Annotated in this window: 21 protein-coding genes and 2 pseudogenes; 16 read left to right on the top strand and 7 right to left on the bottom strand. The window is 39.7% G+C overall.

Features of this window, described 5'->3' with window-relative positions; genetic code table 11:
- The first annotated feature begins 32 nt into the window (after positions 1-32).
- The 11 genes and pseudogenes from HMPREF2795_RS11000 to HMPREF2795_RS00500 all read left to right on the top strand — a co-directional run bounded on the left by HMPREF2795_RS11000 (position 33) and on the right by HMPREF2795_RS00500 (position 6,679).
- Positions 33-501 (top strand): annotated as a pseudogene (locus HMPREF2795_RS11000) (hypothetical protein).
- A 9-nt stretch (positions 502-510) separates the two neighbouring features.
- Positions 511-717 (top strand): helix-turn-helix transcriptional regulator, encoded by a 207-nt coding sequence (locus HMPREF2795_RS00545; RefSeq protein WP_020902358.1) that lies wholly within the window; start codon positions 511-513, stop codon positions 715-717.
- On the top strand, positions 717-905 hold the full coding sequence (locus HMPREF2795_RS00540; RefSeq protein WP_075227915.1) for a hypothetical protein: 189 nt from the start codon (positions 717-719) through the stop codon (positions 903-905). The genes HMPREF2795_RS00545 and HMPREF2795_RS00540 overlap by 1 nt, the downstream gene beginning before the upstream one ends.
- Entirely contained in the window at positions 892-1,095 is a 204-nt protein-coding gene (locus HMPREF2795_RS10995) for a hypothetical protein (RefSeq protein WP_075227914.1), read from the top strand. Before HMPREF2795_RS00540 ends, HMPREF2795_RS10995 begins: the two co-directional genes overlap by 14 nt.
- The gene (locus HMPREF2795_RS00530) at positions 1,092-1,442 is read left to right on the top strand and encodes a PspC domain-containing protein (RefSeq protein WP_075227913.1); all 351 of its coding nucleotides are present in this window, start codon (positions 1,092-1,094) and stop codon (positions 1,440-1,442) included. The genes HMPREF2795_RS10995 and HMPREF2795_RS00530 overlap by 4 nt, the downstream gene beginning before the upstream one ends.
- 14 nt (positions 1,443-1,456) lie before the next feature.
- On the top strand, positions 1,457-2,194 hold the full coding sequence (locus tag HMPREF2795_RS00525) for a DUF3169 family protein (RefSeq protein ID WP_070458296.1): 738 nt from the start codon (positions 1,457-1,459) through the stop codon (positions 2,192-2,194).
- 55 nt (positions 2,195-2,249) lie between these two features.
- Positions 2,250-2,963, top strand: coding sequence for a DUF3169 family protein (locus HMPREF2795_RS00520; protein WP_261675566.1), 714 nt, complete (start codon positions 2,250-2,252; stop codon positions 2,961-2,963).
- A gap of 9 nt (positions 2,964-2,972) precedes the next feature.
- On the top strand, positions 2,973-3,614 hold the full coding sequence (locus HMPREF2795_RS00515; protein ID WP_075227912.1) for a CPBP family intramembrane glutamic endopeptidase: 642 nt from the start codon (positions 2,973-2,975) through the stop codon (positions 3,612-3,614).
- Positions 3,615-3,632: 18 nt separating this feature from the next.
- Positions 3,633-3,848 (top strand): hypothetical protein, encoded by a 216-nt coding sequence (locus HMPREF2795_RS00510; protein WP_000832173.1) that lies wholly within the window; start codon positions 3,633-3,635, stop codon positions 3,846-3,848.
- Positions 3,849-3,996: 148 nt separating this feature from the next.
- The gene (gene aspS, locus HMPREF2795_RS00505; protein ID WP_075227911.1) at positions 3,997-5,760 is read left to right on the top strand and encodes an aspartate--tRNA ligase; all 1,764 of its coding nucleotides are present in this window, start codon (positions 3,997-3,999) and stop codon (positions 5,758-5,760) included.
- Positions 5,738-6,679 (top strand): YitT family protein, encoded by a 942-nt coding sequence (locus HMPREF2795_RS00500; RefSeq protein WP_075227910.1) that lies wholly within the window; start codon positions 5,738-5,740, stop codon positions 6,677-6,679. The genes aspS and HMPREF2795_RS00500 overlap by 23 nt, the downstream gene beginning before the upstream one ends.
- Before the next feature lie 169 nt (positions 6,680-6,848).
- Here HMPREF2795_RS00500 and HMPREF2795_RS00495 read toward each other — a convergent pair whose 3' ends face one another.
- The 5 genes and pseudogenes from HMPREF2795_RS00495 to HMPREF2795_RS00475 form a co-directional block, all read right to left on the bottom strand.
- Entirely contained in the window at positions 6,849-7,835 is a 987-nt protein-coding gene (locus HMPREF2795_RS00495; RefSeq protein ID WP_075227909.1) for a LacI family DNA-binding transcriptional regulator, read from the bottom strand.
- 9 nt (positions 7,836-7,844) lie between these two features.
- Entirely contained in the window at positions 7,845-8,645 is an 801-nt protein-coding gene (locus HMPREF2795_RS00490; protein ID WP_075227908.1) for a DUF1189 domain-containing protein, read from the bottom strand.
- A 207-nt stretch (positions 8,646-8,852) separates the two neighbouring features.
- A complete protein-coding gene (locus HMPREF2795_RS00485; protein ID WP_049531176.1) occupies positions 8,853-9,695 on the bottom strand; it encodes a sugar ABC transporter permease in 843 nt (280 codons plus the stop codon).
- 1 nt (position 9,696) lies between these two features.
- Positions 9,697-10,985, bottom strand: a pseudogene (locus tag HMPREF2795_RS00480) (ABC transporter permease subunit).
- Positions 10,986-11,108: 123 nt separating this feature from the next.
- On the bottom strand, positions 11,109-12,380 hold the full coding sequence (locus tag HMPREF2795_RS00475) for an extracellular solute-binding protein (protein WP_075227907.1): 1,272 nt from the start codon (positions 12,378-12,380) through the stop codon (positions 11,109-11,111).
- A 415-nt stretch (positions 12,381-12,795) separates the two neighbouring features.
- Here HMPREF2795_RS00475 and malQ point away from each other — a divergent pair, with 415 nt between their 5' ends.
- The 3 genes from malQ to HMPREF2795_RS00460 all read left to right on the top strand — a co-directional run bounded on the left by malQ (position 12,796) and on the right by HMPREF2795_RS00460 (position 17,079).
- Positions 12,796-14,313, top strand: a complete 1,518-nt coding sequence (gene malQ, locus HMPREF2795_RS00470; protein ID WP_075227906.1) for a 4-alpha-glucanotransferase — start codon at positions 12,796-12,798, stop codon at positions 14,311-14,313.
- A gap of 22 nt (positions 14,314-14,335) precedes the next feature.
- On the top strand, positions 14,336-16,594 hold the full coding sequence (glgP, locus tag HMPREF2795_RS00465) for a glycogen/starch/alpha-glucan family phosphorylase (RefSeq protein WP_070678338.1): 2,259 nt from the start codon (positions 14,336-14,338) through the stop codon (positions 16,592-16,594).
- Between the two features lie 278 nt (positions 16,595-16,872).
- Entirely contained in the window at positions 16,873-17,079 is a 207-nt protein-coding gene (locus HMPREF2795_RS00460; RefSeq protein WP_075227905.1) for a hypothetical protein, read from the top strand.
- A gap of 108 nt (positions 17,080-17,187) precedes the next feature.
- Here HMPREF2795_RS00460 and HMPREF2795_RS00455 read toward each other — a convergent pair whose 3' ends face one another.
- A complete protein-coding gene (locus HMPREF2795_RS00455) occupies positions 17,188-18,036 on the bottom strand; it encodes a putative RNA methyltransferase (RefSeq protein ID WP_075227904.1) in 849 nt (282 codons plus the stop codon).
- Between the two features lie 150 nt (positions 18,037-18,186).
- Between HMPREF2795_RS00455 and HMPREF2795_RS00450 the strand changes: the two genes are divergently transcribed.
- Both HMPREF2795_RS00450 and HMPREF2795_RS00445 read left to right on the top strand, forming a co-directional pair.
- Positions 18,187-18,465: a DUF6110 family protein gene (locus tag HMPREF2795_RS00450; protein ID WP_000910910.1), complete on the top strand. Its 279-nt coding sequence runs from the start codon at positions 18,187-18,189 to the stop codon at positions 18,463-18,465.
- A gap of 1 nt (position 18,466) precedes the next feature.
- Entirely contained in the window at positions 18,467-20,530 is a 2,064-nt protein-coding gene (locus HMPREF2795_RS00445) for a heavy metal translocating P-type ATPase (protein WP_075227903.1), read from the top strand.
- A 76-nt stretch (positions 20,531-20,606) separates the two neighbouring features.
- On the opposite strand, the gene tyrS is transcribed toward HMPREF2795_RS00445, so the two are convergent.
- The gene (gene tyrS / locus HMPREF2795_RS00440; RefSeq protein ID WP_075227902.1) at positions 20,607-21,863 is read right to left on the bottom strand and encodes a tyrosine--tRNA ligase; all 1,257 of its coding nucleotides are present in this window, start codon (positions 21,861-21,863) and stop codon (positions 20,607-20,609) included.
- Between the last annotated feature and the right edge of the window lie 168 nt (positions 21,864-22,031).

The raw sequence follows: 22,031 nt of genomic DNA, 5'->3' as shown, positions 1-22,031 counted from the left end.
CGTGGTTTGAATTTGATTTTCGAAGAGTATTAATAACAGATAAACTGGTTAGGATCTTACTCCTGACCTTTTTCTTTTGCAAAATGACAAAAATCCTAAACTTTTTGACAAATATACTTGTCAAAAATAAAAAGATGTGTTACAATGAAATCAAGTTAAAGAAAAGTATAGCAGAAAGGAACGATTATGTGGGCATTGGGATTTGTACCTCTTGTGATTATGTTTTGTATCTACCATTCTCAAAAGGTCAAGAAACTAGGGAATAAAATCAAAAAGTTTGAGCGAAAAGAGAAAGGAAATACAGAAATGTCAAGATTATTAAAAGAAATGATTGGGAGAACGCCGGTCATCGTTGGACAATTATTTGGAACAGATAACTGGGAAGTTGTGGATGTTGATGAGGAATGGGTCAAGCTACGACGTGTAGATAAAAAGGGAAAAGAAAAATTCAAACTACAACGCATTGAGGATATCCAAACAATTCAATTTGACGGAGAGTAGGTGTGTAACATGCAACTAAAAAATCGTCTAAAAGAGCTTCGGGCTCGCGATGGCCTGAATCAAACCGAGCTGGCCAAACTAGCTGGCGTGTCCAGGCAGACCATTAGTCTATTAGAACGGGACGAATACACCCCGTCCATTATCATTGCCCTGAAAATATCTCAAATTTTCAACGAAACAGTCGAATCGGTATTTCGCTTGGAGGAGGACGAGTGATGAATAAGTTTAAAGTGATTTATTACATGAGTGTTCTTGCCCTCATTGTGAATGCTTACGCTATGGTTGGAACATTACTGGGGTGGTTCTATTTTGTTGAAAGTAAGTATTTGTTTTGGCTTAATTTAGCCCTCTTGTCCATTTTCAATCGGTTGAAGAAAAAGGAGAAAAATGATGAACAAGTATAAAGTGATTTATTATCTATGTATAGTTGTGTTTATCGTTAATCTTTTGGCCATGATTGGAACCCTATTTGGTTGGTTTACAATTGTTGAAAGTAAATATCTCTTCTGGATTAATATAGTGCTACTATTAGTCTTTAGATGGGTAGAGAAAAAAATAAAGTTCAAAGAGCTCGTAAAAGGAGAAAAGTTATGAAAGAGTTTTTAGCAGGTTTTCAAGTCGATACAGAGAACAAAGCACTTGCAGGTGTTTGTGCAGGTTTAGGAAATTATTTTAACATTCAAGCCAATATCGTTCGTTTGGTGACAGTCTTCTTGTTTCTCTCTTCGACGGAGATTGGTATTTTAACAGTTACAGCCTATGCTTATCTAGCAGGTTGGCTTGGCAATGAACCCTTGGGAGATGGAGCGAAAAAAGCAAGAAACCAAGCTATTATCCTACTTGTTGTTTGTTTGCTTTTGGTATCACTTGGAGCAGAGGGATTGACAACTATTTTTGAATCAGGGAAAGCCTTTGGTCAATGGTTGGCTGGATTGTTTTAGAAAGAGGTTAAAAGATGGAAAAGAAACGTGGATTATTATTATTTTTAGCAGCTGTTGTCTTTGGAGGTTTCTTGGGCATGTTTGTAGGGATGTTTAAGGCCGGTGCCGAATCCTACGAAGTTATTTTAGATGTAAAAGTCTTGATACCCTGGATATCAACTATTTGTTTACTGTTAGGTTTCATTAGCATTCTTTTGACGTTCAATTTCTTAAAGAAAAGCAGAAAATTTCATTCCTTGTATCAAGAGGATATGGATGATGACCTGAATGAAACCTATTATGTGCAAATGTACCGGAATCTTGAGTTTGGTAACATTGCTTTTAATATTACAAACGTAGCGATTTTATTGGCTCTCTTCATTTCAGCAAGTGAAGTGGTTATACTAAATAGAAGCAATCTAACCTTATCTCTTTCTTTTTTGGGATTAGTGTTGATTTTTAATGCTCAAAAATATTTTTATAAAACCATTGCGATTGTGCGTCAGTTTGATATGGTATTTTTCTCTATGCCAAAGGATATCTTAGATTATGTCAATTCTTACGATGAAGGGGAGCGCCAGGCTAATTTGGAACAGAGTTTTCGGATTTTATTCCAATTACATCAGTATGTCTTGCCAGCTTTGTACTTTCTGATTGCTCTCTTTTCTTTACTGACAGGAGAGATTCAGTTACTAGCCTTCTTGCTTGTCGGAGCAATCCATATTTATATCAATGTGATGCAGTTACCTATGGTGAAACGTTATTTTAAATAGGAAAGATCACTGAAACTACTTAAGGTTATTGGCTAGTTTAGATAGAGGTCAGAAAATGAATAATAATCGTAGATGGTTGAGAGTAGTAATGTGTATGTTAAGTGCTTTTGTAGTAGCCTTTGCCTACACTCTTAGAGGGATAGTTGAACAGATTCAAATGGAACAAGTCTTACCTACTATTTATGGAATCGCTCTTGTTATTGGAGGACTTTCCTTCGTTTTAGCCATGTATTATCTTGGCAAAAGTCGCGAAGTTTATACTCTTTATCAAAGGGGGGCAGAGGAAAAAGATAGTGACCAGGCCTATGTAAGAGCTTATCGTTACTTGGATTATGGTTCAGTTTCTTCCAATGTTTTGATGATAGCAATGATGACTAGTGGGATCATACTGATTTCTCCGATATTTAAAAATACCTTGCTAATTCTTCCTACTCTTATTCTATTATGCTTATACATTATTGTTGCCAATTACTTGTTGCGAACTATTTTTATCGTTCGACACTATAAACTGTCTGCTTATTACACTCCAAAAGATATTTTAACCTATCTTAACAGTTATGATGAGGGAGAAAAGCAGGCAGAGATGGAGAGTGCCTTTTTAACTCTGTTTAGGCTGGATCAAATTTTACTGCCCGCACTCTATATTTTATTGATAGTATTATCAGTTATTTTACGAGAAATACAAGTAGTTGCCTTAGTTCTTTTGATTATCATCCATCTTTATATAACTATTGCACAATTAAGAAAAACAAAACGTTATTTCAAATAGGAGAATCTTATGAAAACACTTCAAAATATCGGTTGGTATAGTCTTACTTTCTTATCATTTATTATGGTCTATAGTTTTATTCAGGGCGTAGGCTTAGAAGCCATGAAAATGGGTGCGCCTGAATATGTTGCTGTTCCAATTTATGTCTTATTAGCAGGAATTTTCACCTTCGTTACCTACAAGTGGTATAAGACAGGAACCGTTACGATTGAAAAAACAGCCCTTAACAAATACATCTGGTTGCCTGCCTTGGTATGGGCCCTTGTCATTGTTGCTCAATTCTTTTTGCCAAATGATCCATCAGTCAGTCAACAGATGGCAGAACAATTGACTCATAATCAACCTCTCTTCTCTTTCTTTATGGTGGTGGTCTTTGCGCCTCTGACAGAAGAGTTAACCTTTAGAGGTATGTTGGCTCGCTTTGTCTTCCCCCAACAGGATAATCTTAAGCAGACAGCTCTCTTTCTTCTTGCAAGCACTGTAATTTTTGCACTTGTCCATTTCCCTACTTCTCCTCAACAATTTCTAGTTTATAGTGCCCTTGGGTTTAGCATGGGATTGGCTTATATCAGCAAAGGTGGTCTGGCTTATAGTATGGGATTGCATGCCTTGAACAATTTAATTTCATTTGTCATGATAATGATGCTATAATAGACTCAGGAGGAAGTCATGAAACGAGTGATATTATTAGCAGTGATTCAGGCAGTTGTTCTCTTCTTCATTATTGGAGCGCTTGCCTATGCTTTTAAAGGGGATTTCTTTTATAACAATCTAGCAGTTATCTTTGCACCAATTGCAGGTATTATGCGATTTGCGACAGCCTATGCAACGGAGATTGTTCTCCCTAAAAAGGCTGCAGAGATTGCTGAAAAGCGTAAAAAATAAAGAAATACCAAGTAAAATAAGATCCAGCGAATGACTTTGCTGGATTTTTTCATTTATAGCAGGATTCTTCTCAACTTTTCTGATGATTTTCATGAAGAGCCTGCGCTTTTATGGTAAAATAGTAACAGAATAAAAGAGGAGAGAAAACATGAAACGTAGTATGTATGCTGGTCGTGTTCGTGAGGAGCACATCGGACAAGAAATTACCTTGAAAGGATGGGTTGCCCGTCGTCGTGACCTTGGTGGTTTGATCTTTATCGATCTTCGTGACCGTGAAGGAATCATGCAGTTGGTTATCAACCCAGAAAAAGTATCTGCAGAGGTGATGGCAACAGCTGAAAGCCTTCGTAGTGAATTTGTCATCGAGGTGACTGGTCAAGTTGCTGCACGTGAGCAAGCCAATGATAAGTTGGCGACTGGCTCAGTTGAATTGAATGTAACAGCTCTTACTGTACTTAATACAGCCAAAACAACACCATTTGAAATCAAGGATGGCATTGAAGCAAACGATGATACGCGTCTACGTTACCGTTACCTTGACCTTCGTCGTCCAGAAATGCTAGAAAACCTAAAACTTCGTGCTAAGGTGACCCATTCTATCCGTAACTACTTGGATGAGTTGGAATTTATCGATGTGGAAACACCATTCCTTTCTAAATCAACGCCAGAAGGGGCGCGTGACTATTTGGTACCATCTCGTGTTAATAAGGGCCATTTCTATGCCCTTCCTCAAAGCCCGCAAATCACTAAGCAATTGTTGATGAATGCTGGTTTTGACCGTTACTATCAAATCGTTAAATGTTTCCGTGATGAAGACTTGCGTGGTGACCGCCAGCCTGAGTTTACCCAGGTCGACTTGGAAACTTCATTCCTGACTGAGCAAGAAATCCAAGACATCACAGAAGGCTTGATTGCGCGCGTGATGAAGGAAACAAAAGGGATTGAAGTAACCCTCCCCTTCCCTCGTATGAAGTATGATGATGCTATGGCTCTTTATGGTTCTGACAAGCCTGATACTCGTTTTGAGATGTTACTTCAAGACTTGACAGATCTTGTCAAGGGAGTCGATTTCAAAGTCTTCTCAGAAGCACCTGCCGTTAAAGCCATCGTTGTTAAAGGCGCAGCAGATAACTACTCACGTAAAGACATCGACAAGATGACAGAAGTAGCCAAACAGTATGGTGCTAAAGGTCTTGCTTGGGTCAAGGTGGTTGATGGCGAATTAAACGGTCCAGTTGCTAAATTCTTGACTGGCGTTCAGGCAGATTTGACAACAGCACTTGGTCTTGAAGATAAGGACTTGGTTCTCTTTGTTGCTGATACGCTTGAAGTAGCCAATGCAACACTTGGTGCCCTTCGTGGACGTATCGCTAAAGAACTGGGCTTGATTGATCAGGATAAATTTAACTTCCTTTGGGTTGTTGACTGGCCAATGTTTGAATGGTCTGAAGAAGAAGGTCGTTATATGAGTGCCCACCATCCATTTACCCTTCCTCAAGCAGAAACTGCTCATGAGCTTGAAGGTGATTTGGCTAAGGTTCGTGCTATTGCTTACGATATCGTCTTGAATGGTTATGAACTTGGTGGTGGTAGTCTTCGTATCAATCAAAAAGAGCTTCAAGAACGTATGTTCAAAGCTCTTGGCTTCTCAGCTGAAGAAGCAAATGATCAGTTTGGTTTCCTTTTGGAAGCTATGGACTATGGCTTCCCACCACACGGTGGTTTGGCTATCGGTCTTGACCGTTTTGTCATGTTGCTCGCTGGAGAGGAAAATATCCGCGAAGTCATCGCCTTTCCTAAGAATAACAAGGCAACTGACCCAATGACGCAAGCACCATCAACAGTAGCTCTTAAACAACTAGAGGAACTTAATCTACAAGTAGAACAAGATGAAACAAACGAAACTAACTAAAAAGTGGCACCATTATCTTCGCCGCTTTGCTTATCGAGTAAAGATTTTGCGTGTTTTACAAAGTATCTCTCGAGAAAAATACGATGAAAAAATCTCAGCTTCTCTGGTATATGGTTTTCTATCAGCAGTAGCCGTCAATTTCTTTTTCCAACCAGGGCACGTTTATTCAAGTGGTGCGACAGGTTTGGCCCAGATTATATCTGCCCTAAGTAACCACTGGTTTGGGTTTTATTTCCCAATCTCAGTAGCATTTTATGCCATCAATATTCCTCTCATGATTTTGGCCTGGTACCAAATTGGACATAAGTTTACGATTTTTACCTTTATCACGGTATCCATGAGCTCGCTCTTTATCCAGTTTGTGCCAGTGGTGGTCTTGACAGAGGATCCAATCATCAATGCTCTCTTTGGTGGGGTAGTTATGGGACTTGGAATCGGCTTTGCTTTACGTCATAACATCTCCAGTGGCGGAACAGATATTGTCAGCCTAACCATTCGTAAGAAGACAGGTCGTAACGTCGGAAGTATCTCTTTCTTGGTGAACGGTACCATCATGTTGATTGCAGGAGTGACCTTTGGTTGGAAATATGCCCTTTATTCCATGATTACTATCTTTGTCTCAAGTCGTGTGACAGATGCAGTTTTCACCAAACAAAAACGCATGCAGGCCATGATTGTTACTAGCAATCCAGATGCAGTCATTGAGAAAATCCATCATAAATTGCACCGTGGAGCAACCATGATCCATGATGCTGAAGGAACTTATAACCACGAACGTAAGGCTGTTTTGATTACGGTTATCACTCGCGCAGAGTTCAATGATTTTAAACTGATCATGAAGCAAGTTGATCCAACAGCCTTTGTTTCTGTTTCAGAAAATGTTCATATCCTAGGCCGATTTGTCGAAGTCGAAAACTAATACTCTTCGAAAATCAAATTCAAACCGCGTCAGCTTCGCCTTGCCGTACTCAAGTACAACCTGCGGCTAGCTTCCTAGTTTGCTCTTTGATTTTCATTGAGTATAATCAATTATAAAAATAGATTACAAAAAACCAACTCTAAGCAAAAGATGTTAGAGTTGGTTTTTCTTATTTTTCAATGATTTCATGCGCAATGACTTGACGATAGCAGATTTGACGATTTTCTTTGACATCATTGATGATTTGAAGAATAGTCTCAAACGAAGTGCGGCCGAGAGCCAGACTATTAATATTGACATAGGCTGCTAGGTTTAATTTTGGATTTACAGAGTCAAAGCTAAGAACAGGGACATTCAGCTGATGTTCGTTGAGATAGTTACAAACACCTTCAGCTAAGAGACTATCTGTTGTGATAACAGCATCGGTTTTTGGATCGTATTCAAAAAGTTGTTTGCTAAATTTATATCCCTTTTCTTCAAGAAATTCATCAGCGAAAAAGGTACGATGACTATCAAGAGATAGTTTGTGTTCTTGGAGGGCTTGCTCGTAACCTGTTAGACGATCCTGCGTAACGTAGAGTTTCTTGGTACCACCGATGAAAGCAATGCGGCTGCATCCTTTTTTGATGAAGTATTCTGTCGCATCAAAACCAGCTTGAATATTATCATTGTCAACAAGCGAAATGAAGGGTGATAGTGATTTGCCAAGGATGAGGAAGGGAAATTGTTCTTCTGTAACGAGTTTAACCAAGGGGTCATTTTCTTGGGCATACAAGAAGATAAGACCGTCTACACGCTTTCCATAGACCATCTGTGAAATTGCATTTAAGCGCTCTTTTTCGTCTTTTCCAGTTGCAATCTGGATAGCATAGTGATTTTCTGAAGCAATTTGTGCAATCCCTCTAAGGACAGAAGGAAAGAAAGGATTTTGATAGAAAACGTCTGAATCATCTGGAAGAACCAAGCCGATAACCTGCGTATAACTACTAACCAGGCTTCGGGCATTGAGGTTAGGATGGTAGTTGAGTTCCTTCATAGCCTTTCGAACTCGTTTTTTGGTTTCATCGCTAATGGTTGATTTGTTTTGAATAACACGGGTTACGGTTGAGGGTGAGACCCCTGCAGCCTTGGCCACGTCTTTAATCGTAACAGGCATAATAATCTCCTACTTATGGTAGTCTGGATCACGGAAATGCGTTTTGTAAAAGATAGTGACCAGGTATAGAACAAATAAAATATTTTGAACAGTAATCAAAGTTGCCATGTTTTGCCCCAAGAGACCGAGAATCATGGCAAGTAAGGTTGGTAATCCTAAACAGTTCAAAATGAAATGATAGCACTCTTTGAAGCTTTTAAATGAAAAGAGACGCGATTTTTTTGTGAAGTAGAGCAAGAGGCTAGCACCTAAAGCAACAATAAAAAAATTAAGTCCAAAGAGGAAGCTAGAACCAAGCACAAGAAAGAGACTAATATAGACGCGATTCTGTTGATACCAGTCTTTAGAAATGGCTTGTGTTAAGCTTTCCTTGCTTTGGAAGCTCTCAGTCGTTATCGCGTGATAGCGAATGCTGGTCAATTCTTTTCCTTGCTTGCTGATGATGAGTTTCTCAGGTTCAAAGTTCAGAAGTAATTCCTCAGGGAAGTTTGAACTAGAAGGGTCTCCGATTTGGATAGAAGCTTGATGAGGAGATGAACCTGTATAGCTCAACTTACCATCTACAATCTTTGCATTGGTAGCCAAATCCTGAACCACACTATCCGTCAAAGGAGTGTAGACATCATCGATGAAAGTTTCTAAAGGATAAGTTTCCTGAGAACTGTTCTGGATGGCAATAGGGACCATAGACAAACTAATCAGGAAAATACTGGTAAAAATCAGTTGAAACCAGTTGAGACCAAAACGTTGAGATAGGGGCTTACGAAATCCCCAAATACTATTAAAATAAGAAAATGGATATGGTAACATAAATCTCTTTCTATAGGCATTTTTCTATATGAGTATTATATAGAGAAATGTATTTTATTTCAAGCGGGGATAGTAGAATCCTTGGTAAAAGTGAATGTTTGTTATGATTCGTCCACTAACTAACAAGGTAATCTCAGCAAGCTCTTGTTTCTCACCAGACAATCGATGTACAAGGTCAAAAATGAAAAAGGGTGGCGGGGGGGTATATTACCCCTTGTCGCCACCGCTTGTAAGTCCTGAAACGAAGTTCTTTTGCAAGAAGAAGAAAAGTGTACAGATTGGAAGGGCGATGAGGATAGCACCTGCTGAGAAGTAGGCAATCTTCATGTTCTTCACATTGCTAACGAAGGTCTGTAGACCAACGGCAACTGTAAAGTATTCTTTTTCACGAAGCAAGAAACTAGAGAGGATATAGTCTCCGAAAGGTCCCATGAAGGCCCAGAGTGCTTGTACAGCAACCATTGGACGAACAAGAGGGAGAACGATTTGCCAGAAGCGGCGGAAATGTCCTGCACCATCAAGTTTTGCAGACTCATCAAGAGACATTGGCACGGTGTCAAAGTAACCTTTCATCAACCAAGCATTCATAGGGATACCTCCACCAACGTAGAGGAAGATGAGGAACCAGCTATGGTTAAGGGCATTCAACATGAGGGCCATAACGAAGAAGGCAGTCAAAGCAGCCATTGTAGGCACCATTTGGATAATCAAGAAGAAGACCAAACTTTGTTTACGAGCCAAGAAGTTGTAACGGCTATAGGCGTAACCAGCAAGTACGATAATACTTGTTTGTACAACCATAGTGATCAAAGCGATGATCAAAGTGTTGAGGTACCATGTACCGTACAAGGTTTCTGTAAAGAGCCCTTTGAAGTTATCAAAATTGAAGTCGATGTTAGTATCGAGTTTAAAGGCTGCGACGTTACCTGCCTTGAAGGCTGACATGATAGTAATCAACAGTGGATAGATAATCACGATTGAAAGGCCAATCAAGTAGAGGTAAGTAAGGGTTTGAGTCAGTCTACGTTTGAGTTTGATTGAGTTATTCATCTTAGACGTCCTCCATATCAAATGCGTGTAGTTTCTTGAATGCAATCATAGAGATTGAGATGACAATGATAGAGATAATCAAGGTAACAGCTGCCGCCATAGAGTATTGAGGAGATGTACCCGTTGTCAAACGGTAGATCCATGAGATCAAGATATCGGTTGAACCAGCTCCACCACCGACACTACCAGGACCACCGCCATTGAAGAGGTACATGATAGAGAAGTTGTTGAAGTTGAAGGTGTATTGGCTGATCAAAGTAGGTGCCGCAACAGCCAAGATCATTGGGAAAGTGATGTTGCGGAATTTTTGCCAAGCGTTTGCACCGTCGATATAAGCTGCTTCATACAAGTCGTTTGGAATAGACTGTAGGATACCGAGAGTAAGGACATAGATATAAGGGAATCCAAGCCAACCTTGCATCATAATCAAGGCAACCTTAGTCCAAGTAGGGTCTGTTTCCAAGGGATGAGTGCCCCGTCAAGGAATGGAAGAACCTTAGCAAAAAGTGGCAAAACTTGGGTATTGATAGCACCAACACTATCGTTGAACATGTTTGAGAATGTCAAGATAGTGATGAAGGCTGGAACCGCCCAAGGCAGAAGGAAGATAACACCAAAGATACGTTTCCCCTTGATGAATGGTTGGTTGGCAATAATAGCTGTGAAGATACCGATTACAATCTGTAAAGTTGATGCAGACAAAGCCCAGATAATAGTCCAAGAAAGAACAGAACCGAAGGCTGAACGGAAGGTACTCAAGCTCCAGATATTTGTGAAGTTAGTCAAACCAACCCAGTCTAACAATTTGTTTGGTGGTAAGTGTTGGAAATCGTAGTTAGTAAAGGCAATCATCAAGGTTACAATAACCGGGAAGATAATCGCAAATGTCATGGCAACGTAAGATGGGATAATGAGCAAGTATGGGAATCCATTTTCATAGATACCTTTAATCATATCCTTAAGTGTCAATGGGACAGGGATGCCATTATTGATACGTTTTGCAATAGTGTGAGCGTCTTTAATATTGAGAATATAAAAGGCTAGATAAACAATTACAAAAATAGAGTGAAATGCACCACGAATCAACATGAAGAGAGAGTTGTCACGGCCAGGTTTTTCCCCAAGTGTGATCAAGTTGCTCAATTCAGGTGCTGCAAGTGCTATAAAATAGAGGACAAAAACTACTGTTACAGCAAGGAAGATAAAACCTTTAGCTTTTTGTTTATTATAGATTTGCCCCAACCCAGGAATCAATGAAAGCAAGGCTGCTTTTTTTGGTTGTTGTTCCATGAGTGCTCCTTTCATAAGATACGAGCGTTGAGCTCGATGCTAATCAGTAAAACTACTGAAAACATTGTCAGTGTATCTAAAAATCAAGGGAGATGTTTGAATTATCTCCCTTGAAGCAATCAATTAGTTACCAAATTTTTGTTGGATTGTTTCTTTGATCAATGTTACAGCATCATTAGCAGCTGTTTTAGCATCTTTCTTACCACTTACAGCTTCAAATAGCATTGTTTTAGCTGGGTCCCAAACAGCTGACATTTGAGGGATGTTTGGCATTGGTTGAGCGTTTTGGAACTGTTTGATAACAGCTGTTGTCAACTCATCGTTTTTACCTTCAGCATATGAACGAGCCTCAGTGTTAGCTGGGATTTCGTTAGTTTTATCATAGAAGGCTTTTTGTTCTTCAGTTGAAACAAGGAAGTCTACAAATTTTTGAGCAGCTTCAAGGTTCTTAGTACTTGATGGGATAATCCAAGCTTTACCACCACCGAATGTTTCATAGTTTTTACCGTTTGGAAGAGTTGGGATAGTCGCAACACTGTAGTTTACTTTAGCATCTTTGAAGGCCTGAGCTTTCCAAGGACCATCAATGATAGCAGCTGTTTTACCTTCTTGGAATTGAGTTTGGATTAGGTTTGGAGCTCCTTCCGTATCTTGCATACCTTTAGGCCATTTTTCGTACCAAGTTTTAGCGTAGTTGATAGCAGTGATAGCTCCTTCGTTTGCAAGTCCGATATCTTTAGGATCTTTACCGTTGTCACCAAATACGTAACCGCCGTTACCAGCAAGAAGTCCGTATGCATAGTAGAAGTTTGTCCAGTCAGCAAGGAAGGCAGTTGTTTTACCATCTTCACCAGCGAAGGCATATTTGCTATCTTTAGCAAGGTTTTCCAAGTCAGCAAAAGTTTTTGGAGCTTCTTTAATCAAGTCTTTATTATAGTACAAAACAAGTGACTCGATAACAGCAGGAGCACCGTAAACTTTACCGTCAGCAGCTGTTACAAGAGATTTAGTTTTATCATCTGTTTTAGCACCGTCGCTCAATTTCACTTCTGAAAGTTGTCCGTCTTTACCAAGGCTACCTACTCGGTCGTATGGTGCCATCATAACGTCAGCAGCTTTACCAGATTGGTTATCTAGAGAAAGGTTATCGAGACCACCCATTTGGTCTCCTGTTTTGATAGTAACTTTTACTCCAGCTTCTTTTTCGTAAGCTTGTGCAGCTGATTCAGCAAATGCTTTATATTGGTCTTCAACATAGAAAGTGATTTCTTGGCTTCCTGATGCAGAAGAGTCAGCGGCTTTGTCAGAAGTTTTGCTTCCACAAGCTACCAAAAGCAAGCTAGCAAGAGTAGCAGTACCAAGTACAGCAGCGCTCTTCATGAATTTAGTTGACATAGTGTATTCCTCCTAAAGAATAACAAATTTTATAGTCTAGGGAACGCAAACGTTTTCCCTTATGACCTTAGTATAGCACAAACAGAAAACGGTTGCAAGCATTTTTTTGAAAAAAATTTAAAAAGCTTGTGACTGGCTAATTCCTAAAATTGTTTGTATAATAGAAGAAAAAGATGTAATCATGTAAATTTTGATTCAAAAATAATTGAAGGGAAACGATTGCATGAATAAGCTGAAGGTTGAAAGGATTTTAAAAATAAGAATATAGTAACCTAAAAGTTTATCAATAAAAAATAAATCATAAAAGTTTTTTAAAAACGCTTGCATTTCTTTTTGAAATGGGTTATACTTTACTTAGCGCAAACGTTTGCGCACAAATTTGAACAATTAATTAAAAAACACTTGAGGTGCTATTATGAAGAAACGTCAAAGTGGTGTGTTGATGCACATCTCATCACTTCCAGGAGCTTACGGAATCGGATCATTTGGTCAAAGCGCCTATGATTTCGTTGACTTCTTGGTTCGTACAAAGCAACGTTACTGGCAAATCCTTCCTTTAGGAACAACGAGCTACGGAGATTCTCCTTATCAATCCTTCTCAGCCTTTGCTGGGAACACTCATTTTATCGATTTTGATATCTTGGTTGAGCAAGGTTTACTAGATGCTAGTGATCTTGAAGGGATTGACTTTGGTAGCAACCCAACTGAAGTTGACTACGCTAAAATCTACTATGCACGTCGTCCGCTTCTAGAGAAAGCTGTCAAACGTTTCCTTGAAGCCGGAGATGTCAAAGACTTCGAAAAATTTGCTCAAGACAACCAATCATGGCTTGAACTATTTGCAGAGTATATGGCTATCAAGGAGCATTTTGATAATCTTGCTTGGACAGAGTGGCCAGATGCAGATATTCGTGCGCGTAAAGCTTCAACTCTTGAAAGCTACCGTGAGAAATTAGCTGACAAGCTTGTTTACCACCGCGTAACCCAATACCTTTTCTTCCAACAATGGTTGAAATTGAAAGCATACGCTAACGAAAACCACATCGAGATTGTGGGTGATATGCCAATCTATGTAGCGGAAGATTCAAGCGATATGTGGGCAAATCCACATCTCTTTAAAACAGATGAAAACGGGAAAGCAACTTGCATCGCAGGATGCCCACCAGATGAGTTTTCTGCGACTGGTCAGCTTTGGGGTAACCCAATCTATGACTGGGAAGCAATGGATCGTGATGGTTACAAATGGTGGATTGAACGCTTGCGTGAAAGCTTTAAAATCTACGATATCGTGCGTATCGACCACTTCCGTGGATTTGAGTCTTATTGGGAAATCCCAGCTGGTTCTGAAACAGCGGCCCCTGGTAAATGGGTGAAAGGACCTGACTACAAACTCTTTGCAGCGGTTAAAGAAGAACTTGGTGACTTGAACATCATCGCTGAAGACCTTGGTTTCATGACTGATGAAGTCATCGAGCTTCGTGAGCGTACTGGATTCCCAGGAATGAAGGTCCTTCAATTTGCCTTCAATCCAGAAGACGAAAGTATCGACAGCCCACACTTGGCACCAGCTAACTCTGTTATGTACACAGGAACACATGATAACAACACTGTTCTTGGTTGGTACCGTGATGAGATTGATGATCCAACTCGTGAGTACATGGCACGCTACACAAACCGTAAAGAGTACGAAACAGTAGTGCATGCTATGCTTCGTACAGCCTTCGCATCAGTAAGTTTCATGACGATTGCAACTATGCAAGATTTGCTAGAGTTGGATGGTTCAGCTCGTATGAACTTCCCATCTACTCTTGGTGGAAACTGGTCATGGCGTATGACAGAGGAACAATTGACTCCTGCTGTCGAAGAAACTTTGCTTGACTTGACTACAATTTATCGCCGTATCAATGAAAATTTGGTAGAATTAAAGAAATAAGACATTATCAGGAGACATAAAAATGTTACCATTAAAAGAATTTGTACAAAATCGTTACAATAAATCTATCGCAGAATGTAGCAATGAGGAGCTTTACCTTGCTCTTCTTAACTACAGCAAACTTGCAAGCAGCCAAAAACCAGTGAACACTGGTAAGAAAAAAGTTTACTACATCTCAGCTGAGTTCTTGATTGGTAAACTCTTGTCAAACAACTTGATTAACCTTGGTCTTTATGACGAAGTTAAAAAAGAACTTGCTGACGCAGGTAAAGAGTTGATCGAAATCGAAGAAGTAGAATTGGAACCATCACTTGGTAATGGTGGTTTGGGACGTTTGGCAGCCTGCTTTATCGACTCAATCGCTACACTTGGTTTGAACGGTGACGGTGTTGGTTTGAACTACCACTTTGGTCTTTTCCAACAAGTTCTTAAAAACAACCAACAAGAAACAATTCCTAACGCTTGGTTGACTGACCAAAACTGGTTGGTTCGCTCAAGCCGTAGCTACCAAGTACCATTTGCACACTTCACATTAACATCTACTCTTTACGATATCGATGTACCTGGATACAAAACAGCTACTAAAAATCGCTTGCGTTTGTTTGACTTGGATTCAGTTGACTCTTCTATCATCGAAGATGGTATCAACTTTGATAAGACAGACATCGCTCGCAACTTGACTCTTTTCCTTTACCCAGACGATAGCGACAAACAAGGTGAATTGCTCCGTATCTTCCAACAATACTTCATGGTTTCAAACGGTGCTCAATTGATCATCGATGAAGCAATCGAAAAAGGAAGCAACTTGCATGACCTTGCTGACTACGCAGTTGTACAAATCAACGATACGCACCCATCAATGGTGATTCCTGAGTTGATCCGTCTTTTGACTGAACGTGGTATCGAACTTGATGAAGCAATCTCTATCGTTCGTAGCATGACTGCTTACACAAACCACACAATCCTTGCTGAAGCCCTTGAAAAATGGCCTCTTGAATTCTTGGAAGAAGTGGTTCCTCACTTGGTACCAATCATCAAAGAATTGGACCGTCGTGTTCGTGCTGAATACAAAGATCCAGCTGTTCAAATCATTGATGAAAACGATCGTGTACACATGGCCCACATGGATATCCACTATGGATACAGCGTAAACGGGGTTGCCGCTCTTCACACAGAAATTTTGAAGAACTCTGAGTTGAAACCTTTCTACGATCTTTACCCAGAAAAATTCAACAACAAAACAAACGGTATCACCTTCCGTCGTTGGCTCATGCATGCTAACCCAAGCTTGTCTCACTACTTGGATGAAATCCTTGGCCGCGAATGGCACCATGAAGCTTCTAAATTGGAAGACCTTCTTTCATACGAAGACAAGGCTGCTGTCAAAGAAAAATTGGAAAGCATCAAAGCCCACAACAAACGTAAATTGGCTCGTCACTTGAAAGAACACCAAGGTGTGGAAATCAATACTAACTCTATCTTTGATATCCAAATCAAACGTCTTCACGAGTACAAACGCCAACAAATGAACGCTTTGTATGTTATCCATAAATACCTTGACATCAAGGCTGGTAACATCCCTGCTCGTCCAATCACAGTCTTCTTTGGTGGTAAAGCAGCTCCTGCCTACACAATTGCTCAAGACATCATCCACTTGATCCTTTGCTTGTCAGAAGTGATTGCTAACGACCCAGCAGTTGCACCACACTTACAAGTGGTTATGGTTGAAAACTACAACGTTACTGCAGCAAGCTTCCTTATCCCAGCATGTGATATCTCAGAACAAATCTCACTTGCTTCTAAAGAAGCTTCAGGTACTGGTAACATGAAATTCATGTTGAACGGAGCTTTGACTCTTGGTACTATGGACGGTGCTAACGTGGAAATCGCTGAGTTGGTTGGAGACGAAAACATCTACATCTTTGGTGAAGATTCAGAAACTGTTATCGACCTTTACGCAAAATCAGCTTACAAATCAAGCGAATTCTACGCTCGTAAAGCGATCAAACCATTGGTTGACTTTATCGTGAGTGACGCTGTTCTTGCAGTTGGTAAGATTGAACGCTTGGAACGTCTTTATAACGAATTAATCAACAAAGACTGGTTCATGACTCTTCTTGACTTGGAAGACTACATCAAAGTTAAAGAGCAAATGTTGGCTGACTACGAAGACCGTGACGCATGGTTGGACAAAGTTATCGTTAACATTTCTAAAGCAGGATTCTTCTCATCTGACCGTACAATCGCTCAGTACAACGAAGATATCTGGCACTTGAACTAAGATATATAATTTAATAGTTATTACACTATCTAGCAAAAAAGCGAGTTTCAATTGAAATTCGCTTTTTTGAATGTTATGGATTTGAGGTTGACTGGTCTCAAAAGAAAAAATAATTTGTCAATAATTTCTAGACTTAAAAATCAAACCTAGAGAACACTAAGAAGGCTGGTTGTACTACCTTTAAGCCTAAGGTTCTTCTTAGCTGTTACCTCAAATTTCTTGTATTCGTTTACAAACAGTATTATAATAGTATTGTAGTAAAGAAGGAGGATGTTCTTATGTGGAAAAAATATTTTTCAAAATATAAATGGACTGATTTATTTTGGATTCTTTTTGTAATTTGGTCATGCCTTTATATGGGTAATAGTTCTTCATTTCCACTTACTCATCAAGAAATCTCTTTTCATGGATGTTGTTATGGGGTAGCACTTGCCTTATATCACTTGCTATTTATTGATAAATTTGTCATTTCAAATCGAAAATAAATGGAGAGGTTAAAATTTTTCCACTTTTCGGATAGATACTTGAAAAATCGTGATTTAAACCCGCATCTCAAGAAGAGGTGCGGGCTTTGTAGTATCTCAAAAATATATTTACAGTGCTTTCCCAACCAAAATCTCTGCTTCAATGGTAATCTCTGTCAGTTGGCTCCAGTCAATCTTGCTTTGGTCAACGTGAAAGAGGAGGGGTGTCATGCTGAGTAAAGCTTGTCTTTGCTCTGCTGTAATGGATTTGGTCAGGGAAGCAGTCTGGATAGATTGGATGCTGAAATGTTCCTGGAAATGCTCCTTGATATCTTGATTAGAATAATCCTTGTTTGTCAGCTGGTCCTGTACCCTTTGACGGATTTCCTTGAGGTGATTTTCAGTTGGGATAACCTTTATCAAGATACCGTCTTTGGATAAAACGCGACGAAATTCTCCATAGTTGGCAGGCGAAAAGATATCAAGCAGGATATCCATGCTAGCGTCTTTTATAGGAAGACGAGCCAGGTCACCAACGAACCAATTGACTGCCCAGTTGGGTTCGCTCTTGGCAGCGATTTGAACGGAATCTTTGGAAATATCAAAGGCATAGAAGGTTTTGTCAGGATGACTTTCTTGGAGCTTGCGAGAATAGAAACCTTCGCCACAACCGATATCTAAGATTGTGGTGCTAGTTTCTGAATTTGCTAACAAGTCAGATACAGCATCTAAAATAGCTTGGTAAAAGCCAGCTTCTAGGATTTGTTGGCGATTTTGAAAGTTTTCCTTGTCGTAGTTGGCAGATTGCTTGATTTGAGGTGCCAGATTGACATAGCCGAATTTCGCCAAGTCAAAAGAATGACGGTTGCAGCACTTGAGACTAGTCTCTACCAGAGTCAGATTTTCTCGACAGATAGGGCAGGCAAAGGCAGTCGCAGAAGCAAAACGCTGGAGTTTAGGTTTGAGATTTGTATTCATAGTTTAAGTGTATCAAAAGAGGCAAATGAAAGCAACTTTAGGATGATTTGTAATAGAATTAAATAGTAGTATAATTACTTTTTAAAGTACCAAAATTAAATTGCTTTTATATCTAAATTGCTATATAATAATATCTAGGAGGAAATAAGTATGTTAAAAGAAGTATTAACCGTTGCAAAAGTTGCGAAAAAATCATCACTCTTTTTAGGTGGTGTCGCATTTGGTACCCTTGGTTTGAAAATCTTAGCAAGTAAGGAAGCTAAAAAAGGTTATTCTAAAGCTTTGGCTAAGGCTTACAAGTTGAAAGACGGGCTAGATGCATCTGTTTCTGTTGTGAAACAACATGGAGACGATGTCTTGCAAGATGCCAAATATTTGTATGAGCAAGAGAAAAAAGAAGAGCAATTAGATAGCCTTATAGGGGAATAGTATGTCTTTTAAAGTGCTACATAGAGGATACCAACATATCCGACTATCATCTTCTTTTTCACTCACCTTGGATATTCAAGACTATCTTCGTTCCTTGGTGAGAGATGAAAAGGGGATTGAGTCTATCCAGTTTTACATGGATCAACAGCACTTTACTCTACGCATAAAAGAAGGCTTCTCTGTATTAGACAATGCAGAAGCCTTTTTAAAAAGAATTGATAAAGGGAAAGTTTCTGAGTTGATGACTCTTCCCATTCGTAGAGAAGAGAGTGCTTATTCTATTGTTTCAGGTGCAGCGATTAAGCGTATGATTTTTCGTAGTTTTGTGCCGTATCCTATTCGCTATATATGGACTTGTTATCAGGCTTTGGGTTATATTAGAGAAGCCTATCAAACACTAGCGCGTAAGGAACTAACGATGGAGGTCTTGGACTGTTCGGCGATTTTATTGTCCTTGTTTATGAACCAATCCAAGACAGCTAGCAATATCATGTTTATGCTTGATTTGGGGAATCATTTAGATCAGTGGTCCTTGAAAAAAACTGCAACAGATTTAGAACAAAGCCTTCTTGCAAAAGAGAGCGACGTATTCTTAGTACAGGGGGATATGGTCGTTAGTATCAAGAGTTCCGATGTTCAAATAGGAGATGTCTTGGTCCTATCTCAAGGAAATGAAATTCTGTTTGATGGACAAGTAGTTTCAGGTTTAGGTATGGTCAACGAAAGTTCCTTGACGGGAGAGAGTTTTCCAGTTGAAAAAAGAGAGTCTGATTTGGTTTGTGCAAATACAGTATTAGAAACTGGAGAGTTACGCATTCGTGTAACCGATAATCAGATGAACAGCCGGATTTTACAACTGATTGAGTTGATGAAGAAATCTGAAGAAAACAAGAAAACGAAACAACGCTATTTCATCAAAATGGCGGACAAGGTCGTCAAATATAATTTCTTGGGGGCTGGGCTGACTTACCTATTAACGGGTTCTTTTTCTAAGGCTATCTCTTTCCTATTGGTCGATTTCTCCTGCGCTTTGAAAATCTCTACTCCTGTAGCTTATTTGACAGCTATCAAGGAGGGGTTGAACCGTGAAATGGTGATTAAGGATGGAGATGTTCTGGAGAAATACCTGGAAGTTGATACTTTCTTGTTTGATAAGACGGGAACGATCACAACTAGCTATCCGATAGTTGAAAAGGTGTTACCTTTTGGAGACAATAGTGAGGAAGATATTCTCAGAATCAGTGCCTGTCTTGAGGAACACATTTATCATCCTATTGCTAATGCCATCGTCAAGCAAGCCGAGATAGAGGGAATTGAACATGAGGAAATGCATGGGAAACTCCAATATATCGCAAGTAAGGGGATCAAATCTCATATAGATGGCCAACCAGTTCTTATTGGGAATTATGTCTTGATGCAGGATGAACAGATTCATATCAGTTCAGAACAAAATGCTTTAATTGAAGAGTACAAGAGTCACTACAATCTCTTATTCTTAGCCTACCAGAATGAATTGATTGGAATGTTCTGTATTCATACTCCTTTGAGAAAAGAAGCAAAAGCAGCCTTGGAGAAACTTAAGGCACAAGGGAAAAAATTGATTCTGGCAACAGGGGACACCTTGGTTAGAACAGAGGAATTAGTCAAAGATTTGCCCTTTGATCAGGTCTATACAGACTTGAAACCTGATGGGAAATTTGAGCTAGTAGAGGAACTGCAGAAAGCAGGTCACACTATTTTGATGGTTGGAGATGGATTGAATGACTCAGCAGCTCTAACCCTATCAGATATCGGTGTGGTGATGAATGAGAGTGCAGACATTTCTAAGCAGATGAGCGATATCTTATTGTTAGATAATCGCTTGGATTTCTTCCAAGAGTTGGATTGGCTATCATCATCTTTGCAAACACTCATCAAGAAGAATATTCAAGATACCGTTATCGTAAATAGTAGTTTGATTGGCTTTGGCTTGTTTAATTGGCTCAGTCCTTCAAATCTCTCTATCTTACATAATCTAACAACCTTACGTATTGTACTGCGTAGCCTGTCTATTAAGGCTAGATAGATATGGTTATCAACAACAAAAAGGAGTTACCTTTCTCGAGGTTAACTCCTTTTTTTATAGGTAAATGTTGAACAGTTTAGTAAGTCAATACAAAATATTTTTTCTTCCCACGTCGGATAACAGTGAGTTCGTTCTCTAACTTATCTGCGTCACTCAAGACATAGTCAAGGTCTTGGATGCGGTCGCCGTTGACGTAGATGGCACCGTTTTGAACATCTTCACGGGCTTGGCGTTTTGAGTTAACCACGCCAGAAGATACAAGAAGTTCAACGATGTTGTGATTTTCGTCTGCTTGTACTTGGTAGTTTGGCACTCCACGAAGTCCTTGTTTGAGTTCTTTAACTGAAAGGTTCTTAATATTTCCAGCAAAGAGTTGTTCAGTGATGTTAAGGGCTTCTTTGTAGGCTTCTTCTCCGTGGACAAGAGTCACGACTTCACGAGCCAAGACTTTTTGAGCCAAGCGTTCGTGTGGTGCTGCTTCGAATTGTTTGCGGATGTCTTCAATCTCATCCAGTGACAAGAAGGTAAAAATCTTCAAGAAGCGAACAGCATCAGCGTCCATAACATTCATCCAGAATTGGTACATTTCGTATGGAGAAGTCTTTTCAGGGTTGAGCCAAACTGCGTTTCCTTCTGATTTACCAAATTTCTTACCAGTTGCATCTGTAATCAGTGGAACAGTGATAACGTGACCAGTCTTGTCGGCTTTACGACGAAGCAATTCGGTACCAGCAGTCATATTTCCCCATTGGTCAGAACCACCGATTTGGAGGGTTACATTGTGCTCTTGGTTAAGGACATAGAAGTCGTAACCTTGCATGATTTGGTAGGCAAACTCAGTGTAAGAAATTCCTGTTTCAATCCGTTTCTTCACAGACTCCTTGCTCATCATGTAGTTGACAGTGAAGTATTTTCCGATATCACGGAGGAAGTCAATGAAGCTGATGCTGCCAAACCAGTCGTAGTTGTTGACCATGACAGCTTTATTTTCACCATTTTCAAAATCAAGAAAGCGAGAAAGTTGTCCTTGGATAGACTTGACCCAGCCATCTACTGTGTCTTTTGTTTGGAGACTACGCTCAGCATCTTTGAAGGACGGATCTCCGATGAGACCTGTAGCACCGCCAACGAGCGCATAAGGTTTGTGACCTGCTAACTGCAAACGACGACTTGTCAAGATTGCGACAAGGTGACCTAGGTGAAGGCTGTCAGCAGTTGGATCGTAGCCAGTATAATAAGAAACTTGACCTTCTTCTAGGGCTTTACGCAAAGCTTCTTCATCAGTCGTTTGAAAAATCAAACCACGCTCTTTTAGCTCATCAAAAATGTGCATGTGTCTTTTCTCCTTTTTAAAATATTGTTTCTACCTATTTTACCACAAACTTGGCAAATAACCTAGTAAAATCGGGAAGAAAGTTGCTACTCGGACTTTTTTGGAAACGAGTGAAATATGGTATAATAGCACTAGCTTATACTCAATGAAAATCAAAGAGCAAACTAG

Origin of the sequence: Streptococcus sp. HMSC056C01 (assembly GCF_001811305.1) — a bacterium.
Lineage (GTDB): Bacteria > Bacillota > Bacilli > Lactobacillales > Streptococcaceae > Streptococcus.
The sequence above is the reverse complement of the archived record's forward strand: the minus strand, read 5'-3'. Positions and strand labels throughout refer to the sequence as shown.

Excerpts from the sequence above, each read along its gene's own strand:
- HMPREF2795_RS00545 (WP_020902358.1), top strand. The coding sequence starts at position 511 with ATGCAACTAAAAAATCGTCTAAAAGAGCTTCGGGCTCGCGATGGCCTG.
- HMPREF2795_RS00540 (WP_075227915.1), top strand. The coding sequence starts at position 717 with ATGAATAAGTTTAAAGTGATTTATTACATGAGTGTTCTTGCCCTCATT.
- HMPREF2795_RS10995 (WP_075227914.1), top strand. The coding sequence starts at position 892 with ATGAACAAGTATAAAGTGATTTATTATCTATGTATAGTTGTGTTTATC.
- HMPREF2795_RS00530 (WP_075227913.1), top strand. The coding sequence starts at position 1,092 with ATGAAAGAGTTTTTAGCAGGTTTTCAAGTCGATACAGAGAACAAAGCA.
- HMPREF2795_RS00525 (WP_070458296.1), top strand. The coding sequence starts at position 1,457 with ATGGAAAAGAAACGTGGATTATTATTATTTTTAGCAGCTGTTGTCTTT.
- HMPREF2795_RS00520 (WP_261675566.1), top strand. The coding sequence starts at position 2,250 with ATGAATAATAATCGTAGATGGTTGAGAGTAGTAATGTGTATGTTAAGT.
- HMPREF2795_RS00515 (WP_075227912.1), top strand. The coding sequence starts at position 2,973 with ATGAAAACACTTCAAAATATCGGTTGGTATAGTCTTACTTTCTTATCA.
- HMPREF2795_RS00510 (WP_000832173.1), top strand. The coding sequence starts at position 3,633 with ATGAAACGAGTGATATTATTAGCAGTGATTCAGGCAGTTGTTCTCTTC.
- aspS (WP_075227911.1), top strand. The coding sequence starts at position 3,997 with ATGAAACGTAGTATGTATGCTGGTCGTGTTCGTGAGGAGCACATCGGA.
- HMPREF2795_RS00500 (WP_075227910.1), top strand. The coding sequence starts at position 5,738 with ATGAAACAAACGAAACTAACTAAAAAGTGGCACCATTATCTTCGCCGC.
- HMPREF2795_RS00495 (WP_075227909.1), bottom strand. The coding sequence starts at position 7,835 with ATGCCTGTTACGATTAAAGACGTGGCCAAGGCTGCAGGGGTCTCACCC.
- HMPREF2795_RS00490 (WP_075227908.1), bottom strand. The coding sequence starts at position 8,645 with ATGTTACCATATCCATTTTCTTATTTTAATAGTATTTGGGGATTTCGT.
- HMPREF2795_RS00485 (WP_049531176.1), bottom strand. The coding sequence starts at position 9,695 with ATGAATAACTCAATCAAACTCAAACGTAGACTGACTCAAACCCTTACT.
- HMPREF2795_RS00475 (WP_075227907.1), bottom strand. The coding sequence starts at position 12,380 with ATGTCAACTAAATTCATGAAGAGCGCTGCTGTACTTGGTACTGCTACT.
- malQ (WP_075227906.1), top strand. The coding sequence starts at position 12,796 with ATGAAGAAACGTCAAAGTGGTGTGTTGATGCACATCTCATCACTTCCA.
- glgP (WP_070678338.1), top strand. The coding sequence starts at position 14,336 with ATGTTACCATTAAAAGAATTTGTACAAAATCGTTACAATAAATCTATC.
- HMPREF2795_RS00460 (WP_075227905.1), top strand. The coding sequence starts at position 16,873 with ATGTGGAAAAAATATTTTTCAAAATATAAATGGACTGATTTATTTTGG.
- HMPREF2795_RS00455 (WP_075227904.1), bottom strand. The coding sequence starts at position 18,036 with ATGAATACAAATCTCAAACCTAAACTCCAGCGTTTTGCTTCTGCGACT.
- HMPREF2795_RS00450 (WP_000910910.1), top strand. The coding sequence starts at position 18,187 with ATGTTAAAAGAAGTATTAACCGTTGCAAAAGTTGCGAAAAAATCATCA.
- HMPREF2795_RS00445 (WP_075227903.1), top strand. The coding sequence starts at position 18,467 with ATGTCTTTTAAAGTGCTACATAGAGGATACCAACATATCCGACTATCA.
- tyrS (WP_075227902.1), bottom strand. The coding sequence starts at position 21,863 with ATGCACATTTTTGATGAGCTAAAAGAGCGTGGTTTGATTTTTCAAACG.